Origin of the sequence: Marinomonas algarum, from assembly GCF_020532605.1 — a bacterium.
Classification (GTDB): Bacteria; Pseudomonadota; Gammaproteobacteria; order Pseudomonadales; family Marinomonadaceae; genus Marinomonas; species Marinomonas algarum.
The window spans coordinates 1-7,105 of the sequence record NZ_JAJATW010000045.1 but is presented as its reverse complement, the minus strand read 5'-3'; the positions used below and the strand labels follow the sequence as shown (position 1 = coordinate 7,105).

The following is a 7,105-nucleotide window of genomic DNA, read 5'->3' as shown; positions in this document are numbered from 1 at the left end:
GAGCGCCCTGAGCGTTGGTCAAAAGCAGAAAGAAACTGGCAGCCAATAGGTGATGTGGAATTAAATCCAGAGCAACATAAAGACGCTGCTTAATTATTTTAGGCGACAACTACCTTGAAAAACGCCGCAACATTGAAAGTCAATTTTTGATCACTGTAAAATCTACACTTACCTCAAAGCCATCCACTCGCCCAGTTGCTGGGGAGTTAATCGTCATCCTTGCACCAACGCCAGAGACGATGGCATCGGCAATGGCCAAACCAAGCCCCAAGCCCTGCACTGCGGTATTTGATCTAACAAAACGTTGCCGTAACTGTGCCAGAGTCTCGGCAGGTATTAGGCTTGCCGCATTAATCACGCTCAATACGCCTTCAGATGAAAAACTGATTTCTATCGGCTGATCTTTAGTGCCATGTTTGATAGCATTATCCAGCAAATTCCGAATCAAAATAGCAAAAGCATCCAGGTCTATGTCAGACATAAACTCACCACTTTGAGGCAAGGTAAGTTTGATCAAACTTACAGGTTTTGATCGCTGGAAATCATCAACAATCAAGCTCAGCAGGCTGATAAGATCATGCTCTTCAGTGGATAAAAGCCCACCGCCTTCAGCTTTGGCCAGTTGCATCAGTTTTTCTGATAAGTTTGATAAATCTCGTATCGTCGCTTCAATTTTGAGCATCCTATCTTTAATGGGCCCCGCTGCTACCTCTTGCTGTAAGTGTTGAATTTGCGCTAATGCTGTGGCAATGGGCGTGCGTAATTCATGTGCGCTATTAGCTGTAAATGAGCGCTCTGACTCTAGTGCTCGGCGCAAGCGACCTAATAAATGGTTGACTGATTCGCTTATCGTAAGAATCTCAACAGGCAAGTCGTTTACCTTGATTGGAGTGAGATCGCCACTACCGCGAGATTCAATGGCAGAACGGTAGGCAAGAACATGGCGCAAGCTATAACGGACAAATGCCCAAGTACCGATAAAACAAAAGGGAATAAGCAATATTAATGGCCAAAATAGTGTGACGGCTATTTCGATTATGGCTTCTCTCCGTTGAGTCAGCGGTTCAGCCACCTCTATGTGTAAGGTATTTTGGACTGCCGAAGCTCCATAAAACCGATGAGTTTCTGATGAACTAAAACCTTCAAGCAAAGTTTCATTAAATAGCTTTGGATCCGCATTATGAGACTGCAACAAAATTGCTCCGGTTTCATCACGAACCAGATATACAAGACGTTCATCATGAGCTTCGAATGACATTATTTGTTGTGCTTGTTGCGGATCTTCTCTGTTAATTATTTCAACCACGGCGAGCGGCATGATACGTTGTGCCGTTTCTGCCAGAGCACTATCAAACAGTTGATTAAGCTTGTTTTGTGACACGTAAACAGTGCCCGAGAGTGCAAGTAGCCACAATAAACTCACGCCTAGGGTTAATCCAATGCCAAGGGTTTTCTGAAGACTTTGCGGTGACTTGGTACCCTGTATATTCATGGCTGCCTCATCCGGTATCCTAAACCGCGCACAGTCTCAAACTGATCCTTACCCAATTTTTTACGCAGACGACTGACATAGACTTCAATAGTATTACTTTCGATTTCGGTGCCATATGCATACAGGTGGTCTTCCAGTTGCGATTTCGAGAGCAAGGTGCCCGGCCTTTGAATAAAGGCTTCAAACAAGGCCCATTCCCGAGCCGTTAAATTGATTGAAACACCATCTCGATAAATGAGATGTTTGGTCAGATCAACCTCCAATGTCCCTATCTGAAGCTTAGGACTTGGATTGCCGGCATAGCGCCTAGAAACTGCCGCGATACGAGCAGAGAGTTCTGACAGGTCAAAGGGTTTTACCAAGTAATCATCAGCACCGGCATTTAAGCCATTGATACGATCAGAAAGTTGATCTCTGGCGGTTAAAATAATCACCGGCGTTTTCTCACCTGATTTACGTACTTGCTTTAGCAAATCGATCCCGCTTCCGTCGGGTAGCATTAGGTCCAGAAGAATTAAGTCATAGTGGGTCGTACGGAGGCTAGCCTCGGCATGGGAAATACTTTGAACCCAATCAATCGCATGACCTTCATCTGCAATTTGATCTTGAATTACTTCACCTAAACCTTCGGCATCTTCTACCAATAATATTCGCATCTCTTACTCTCGGGTGTTCTCAGCAAGCTTAATCATAACCCAAGTTCCTTACAACAAGCTGAAAATTCCCTTCGACGTTCAGCTTATTGTCAGGAAGGCAGGATAAAGTGAACAGTCAATCTTTTAATGGGTGGAAAAATGAAACCTGAAAAAACAAGCATCACACTTGTACTTTTAACCATCGGGATGATAATTGTCTGGGGCTGGAGCTATTTTACGTCCACTTCAGCCAAGGCTTCACTGCCCTGGGAAATTTATGATAATAGCCTCTATCTTAGTGGATTACTCTCAATTGGTTTAATGTCAATAACCATGATGCTCGCCACACGCCCCGCTTGGTTAGAAACTCCCTTCAATGGTCTCGATAAAGTCTATCGTCTGCACAAATGGACAGGTATTTTGGCAGTGGCTTTTGCGGCACTTCATTGGCTAATAGAAATGGGTGATGACGTGATCAAATCCGTATTTGGGCAAGAAGGACGTTTACATGACCAAGATTTTTCAGGCTTTATCGATATGATGCGAGATGCAGCTGAAGATATTGGCGAATGGGCTGTCTACTTAGTTTTTGCCATGCTGGTGCTGACCTTATGGAAACGCTTCCCTTATAAACCTTGGCGCTATTTACACCGCGCAATGCCCATACTATATCTACTTTTGGTATTTCACGCTGCTTGGTTAGCGCCATTAATATGGTGGCAACAACCTATAGGTTTGCTGATGGCGCTATTGCTAGTGGGAGGAAGCATCGCCAGCATTCTGTCCCTTAGCCAAAAAGTAGGACGCTCACGACAAGTTCAGGGCACTATCCTATCAGTATCGAGTTCGACAATGGGTATCATTGAAGTTGTGTGTCAACTTGATAACACGTGGAAAGGCCATCATGCCGGACAATTTGCCTTCGTTACCTTTGATCGCAGTGAAGGCGCTCACCCTTTTACTATTGCCAGCTCGGATCAAGGTAAGGGGCAAATAACTTTTCAAATTAAAGCCTTGGGTGATTATACGACAGACCTAGATCACAAGCTCAGAGTAGGTCAAGCCGTTACCATTGAAGGGCCTTATGGAAAGTTTAATTTCAAGAGGCGCAAAGCTAAGGCAAGCCAAATATGGATTGCTGGAGGCATCGGTATTACCCCATTTCTGGCATGGCTTGAAGATCTGCAAATTCAGCCAGAACAAGCACCCGCAGCACAGTTGCATTATTCCACTCGTAATAGCGCAACAGACCCTTTCGTTAAGCGCTTACAACTGGTTTGTAGTGGTTTACCTAGTATTAAGTTATACGTACATGACGGCAGTCAGGGTGAAAAGCTCACGACAGTTCAACTCCTGAGCCAACATGCACGCAAAGGCGCGATGGAAGTATGGTTTTGCGGCCCATCAACTTGGGCCAAGACATTAGAAAAAGAATTACGAGAAAGCGTAAAAGGCAGCTTATTTTTCCGCAAAGAAGCATTTGAGTTACGGTAAAAAAATAGCCTAGCTTTCAGCTTACTGTCAGGAAGGCCGTTTATGATGAACCATGAAATCAGCAGAACCAAATCAACAGTGAAATAAAAGGACATGCAATATGAAAAACGCTATAAAAAATATCTCAAACAACAAACGTATTACTGCCTTTATTGCCTCATGTTTACTTAGTGGCACAGTCTTAGCAAAAGATGACTGCACTGACCCAGTGACGGACTGGCAACCTAAGGAGCAACTGAGGCAGATCATGGAAGACAAAGGCTGGGACGTAAAACGGATCAAAGTAGATGATGGCTGTTATGAAATTAAAGGTCTGGATCGTAATGGTCATAAGGTAGAAGCCAAATTTTCACCCGCCTCGCTGAGAGTAATAGAGCTTGAAATTAAATTTAACGGTTCAGGAGATACTTCCGACTACTTGGATTTAGGCATCCAATATAGCCCTGAAGAATCTGGCGCCAAAATGAATTCAAAAAATAAGGCCGCAAAGCATAAAGCTAAAGCCATAATCGACTAAATCAATCACTATCAAACAGCTGCCAGGAGTCAATACGATGAAACATTTAGTAATAATACTATGCTTGTTCAGCGCCTCGGCATTGAGCACACAAAGCTTTGCGCGCGAAGTAGTTCTGACCACCGAACTGCAAAGCTATAGCGGGAATGGTGCCTATCTGGCAATCTACTTAACCAATGCGAAAGGTCAATACCAAGATACGTTGTGGATTGCAGGACAGAAGTCAAAATATTACAAGCATTTGACGGGTTGGGCCCGTGGAAGTGGTCTGCGCACCAGTGAGTATGACGGGATAAGCGGTGCCAGCGTGACTAGCGGCAAGACATTAACGGTAAGCCTTGAGCTGGCTGATACTTATATTGATACCGGTTTTCAGTTACGCGTAGATTCGTCAGTCGAGGATATGCGAGACAATCGTAACGATGTTGTGGTGCCATTAACCAGCGAAGGTGCCGGTAAACCTGTCAATGGTAACGGCTACGTCAAAACCTTCACTTACTCGTTTTAATTGGTCTATAGGAAGCCCTACCATGCTACGTAAATTTCACTCTTTGTCTGGTTTGATGGCCGCGCTTCTGATTGTAGTGCTAGCCATTTCGGGTGCAATTCTATCGGTCAAGCCATTTTTGGAGCGCTCACAAGCCAAGGTAGCAGGAACAGCGTCAATCAGTGTGGCCGAGTTAGCTGGTAAGCTAGCTTCTCGCTACCCCGGAGTGGAACAAATACAGCGAACGGACTCTGGAAGCCTGATCGTCTATTTTACCGATAATAACCAGACTGGTGCCGATCTGATCAACCCGATAACGGGCGCAACTATCGGCGCTTATTCAGCCTCACCCTTTATGGTCTGGGTGAAAAATCTACATCGATCCTATCTGCTTGATACACCCGGTCGAATTGGTGCCAGTGTCGCTGCCTTTATGTTGCTGTTATTAACGTTTTCAGGTGCCTTCATGTTGGCAAATCGACTGGGCGGCTGGCGTCATATTTTCCGACCCATTCAAGGCTCTTTTATACAGCGTTTACACCTTCAAGTAGGTCGAATCGCCATACTTGGCCTGATACTATCGGCGACCACTGGCCTTTATATGTCAGCTATAACCTTTGAATTAATACCCGATTATCAATCCGCTGAGCCTGCTTTCCTAGAAAAGGTGAATGGCGGTAAACCGGCATCAATTAATACGCTTTCGGCATTACAGGCCATTTCTGTGACCGAGCTTCGAGAGTTGGTTTATCCGTATCCACAAGATCAAAACGATGTCTATTCAATCACAACTAACCTGGGCCGTGGTTTTGTTGATCAGTCTACAGGTCAACTATTAGCCTTCCAGCCCTATGCTAGTAAGCAGGTAATCTATGAGTTTATTTATATGCTGCACACCGGGGATGGGCTATGGTGGCTAGGCTTATTATTAGGTCTGAGCACACTTACTGTACCACTCATGACATGGACCGGCATCCAGATTTGGTGGAATCGTAAACAGTCGGCTGTGAGCATCAGCAATAATACTACCCCCCGACTTGCTGACACAGTGATACTGGTTGGTAGCGAGAGCAACAGTACTTGGGGCTTTGCCCAAACCTTGCATAATGCTCTTAACCTGGCCGGGTACCTTGTCCACACAGACTCAATGAACAGCTTTTCAAATAATTACCCGCAAGCAAAACGGCTGTTTATCCTGACTGCAACATATGGCGATGGTAAAGCACCCGCATCGGCTAGTCGGTTTCTAACCAGTCTAGATAAGATTACCAAAACACCCGACCTTCCCGTTGCCGTATTGGGCTTCGGCGATCGGCAATTCCCTGCTTTCTGTCAATTCGCTCATGACGTCGAAGCAGCACTCATTGCTAAAGCCTGGCCGCAGTTACTGCCGCTTGATAGCATTAACTGCCAGTCATCTCAAGAGTTTGCCCGCTGGGGCCAGGCAATAGGTAAGGTGATTAATTCTGAGTTGACTCTGGTGCACACCCCAGTGCATCGACATACTATGACGCTGGAGCTTGCAGAGCGAATAGATTACGGTGTAGCGGTACAAGCCCCCACTGCCGTGTTGCGCTTTAAGTCACCCGAGGGTGACAGTAAAAGCATGCTGAATCGTTTTTTGGGGCGTACAAATTTGCCGAATTTCGAAGCGGGTGATTTGGTCGGCATCCTGCCGTCCGATAGCAGCGAAGCGCGCTACTATTCCCTAGCCTCAGCTTCGAAGGATGGTATCTTGGAAATCTGCGTGCGCCAGCACCCCGGTGGCCTGTGTTCAAGTTTCTTACATGCATTATCCGTGGGGGATACCATTAAAGCCTTCATTCAACCCAACCCAGGCTTTCGCCCTTTCTCTAGCAAGGCACCAATAGTCCTGATTGGCGCGGGCACGGGTATCGGACCCTTAGTTGGTTTCATCCGTAATAATAAAGCGCATCATCCCATGCATCTATATTGGGGCGGGCGTTGTCCCAAGTCCGACTTTCTCTATCAACCTGAACTGAATAGCTATCTCAAGGACAAGCGTTTAACAGAACTGAATGCCGTTTTCTCACGAACCAATGAGCGTTCCTATGTGCAGGACAAGATTGCTTTAGATGCTGTGGAACTACGCCAATTGATTGACAAGGGCGCGCAGATTCTGGTTTGTGGTGGCCGAAATATGGCAAACAGCGTTATGGTGGTTTTGGATGAAATTATCGCGCCACTAGGAATAGACGTACAGACACTTAAAGCCCAAGGGCGCTACCGTGAAGATGTTTATTAGGCTACTTACTGATTGTAAATCACATTTTAAGTTGGTTAATTGAATTGTAGAAAATCAAGTAAATTCCATTCTGTTAAGCTTCTAGTATCTAGGGAACATGCGATTAAGTCGGTAATATGAGACAATCTTGCCGACTTAATCTGACTACGACTCCAGCCGATCATGAACCAACTCTCTTTCGCCGACACCGAATTTACCAGCAAACGCCGCAAAA

Annotated in this window: 6 protein-coding genes; 4 read left to right on the top strand and 2 right to left on the bottom strand. The window is 45.5% G+C overall.

The features are described from left to right. Nucleotides 1-139 precede the first annotated feature (139 nt). Nucleotides 140-1,492: a sensor histidine kinase gene (locus tag LG368_RS15025; RefSeq protein WP_226755510.1), complete on the bottom strand. Its 1,353-nt coding sequence runs from the start codon at nucleotides 1,490-1,492 to the stop codon at nucleotides 140-142. After that, nucleotides 1,489-2,148, bottom strand: coding sequence for a response regulator transcription factor (locus LG368_RS15020; protein WP_226755509.1), 660 nt, complete (start codon nucleotides 2,146-2,148; stop codon nucleotides 1,489-1,491). The genes LG368_RS15025 and LG368_RS15020 overlap by 4 nt, the downstream gene beginning before the upstream one ends. A gap of 126 nt (nucleotides 2,149-2,274) precedes the next feature. On the opposite strand from LG368_RS15020, the gene LG368_RS15015 reads away from it, so the two are divergent. The 4 genes from LG368_RS15015 (at nucleotide 2,275) to LG368_RS15000 (ending at nucleotide 6,891) form a co-directional block, all read left to right on the top strand. Then, nucleotides 2,275-3,621, top strand: a complete 1,347-nt coding sequence (locus LG368_RS15015; RefSeq protein WP_338086339.1) for a ferredoxin reductase family protein — start codon at nucleotides 2,275-2,277, stop codon at nucleotides 3,619-3,621. A gap of 100 nt (nucleotides 3,622-3,721) precedes the next feature. Continuing rightward, nucleotides 3,722-4,138 carry a PepSY domain-containing protein gene (locus LG368_RS15010; RefSeq protein WP_226755508.1) on the top strand — a complete coding sequence of 139 codons (417 nt, stop codon included), beginning with the start codon at nucleotides 3,722-3,724 and terminating at the stop codon, nucleotides 4,136-4,138. A gap of 37 nt (nucleotides 4,139-4,175) precedes the next feature. After that, the gene (locus LG368_RS15005; RefSeq protein ID WP_226755507.1) at nucleotides 4,176-4,646 is read left to right on the top strand and encodes a DUF2271 domain-containing protein; all 471 of its coding nucleotides are present in this window, start codon (nucleotides 4,176-4,178) and stop codon (nucleotides 4,644-4,646) included. 22 nt (nucleotides 4,647-4,668) lie between these two features. Beyond that, nucleotides 4,669-6,891, top strand: coding sequence for a PepSY domain-containing protein (locus LG368_RS15000; protein WP_226755506.1), 2,223 nt, complete (start codon nucleotides 4,669-4,671; stop codon nucleotides 6,889-6,891). Nucleotides 6,892-7,105 lie beyond the last annotated feature (214 nt).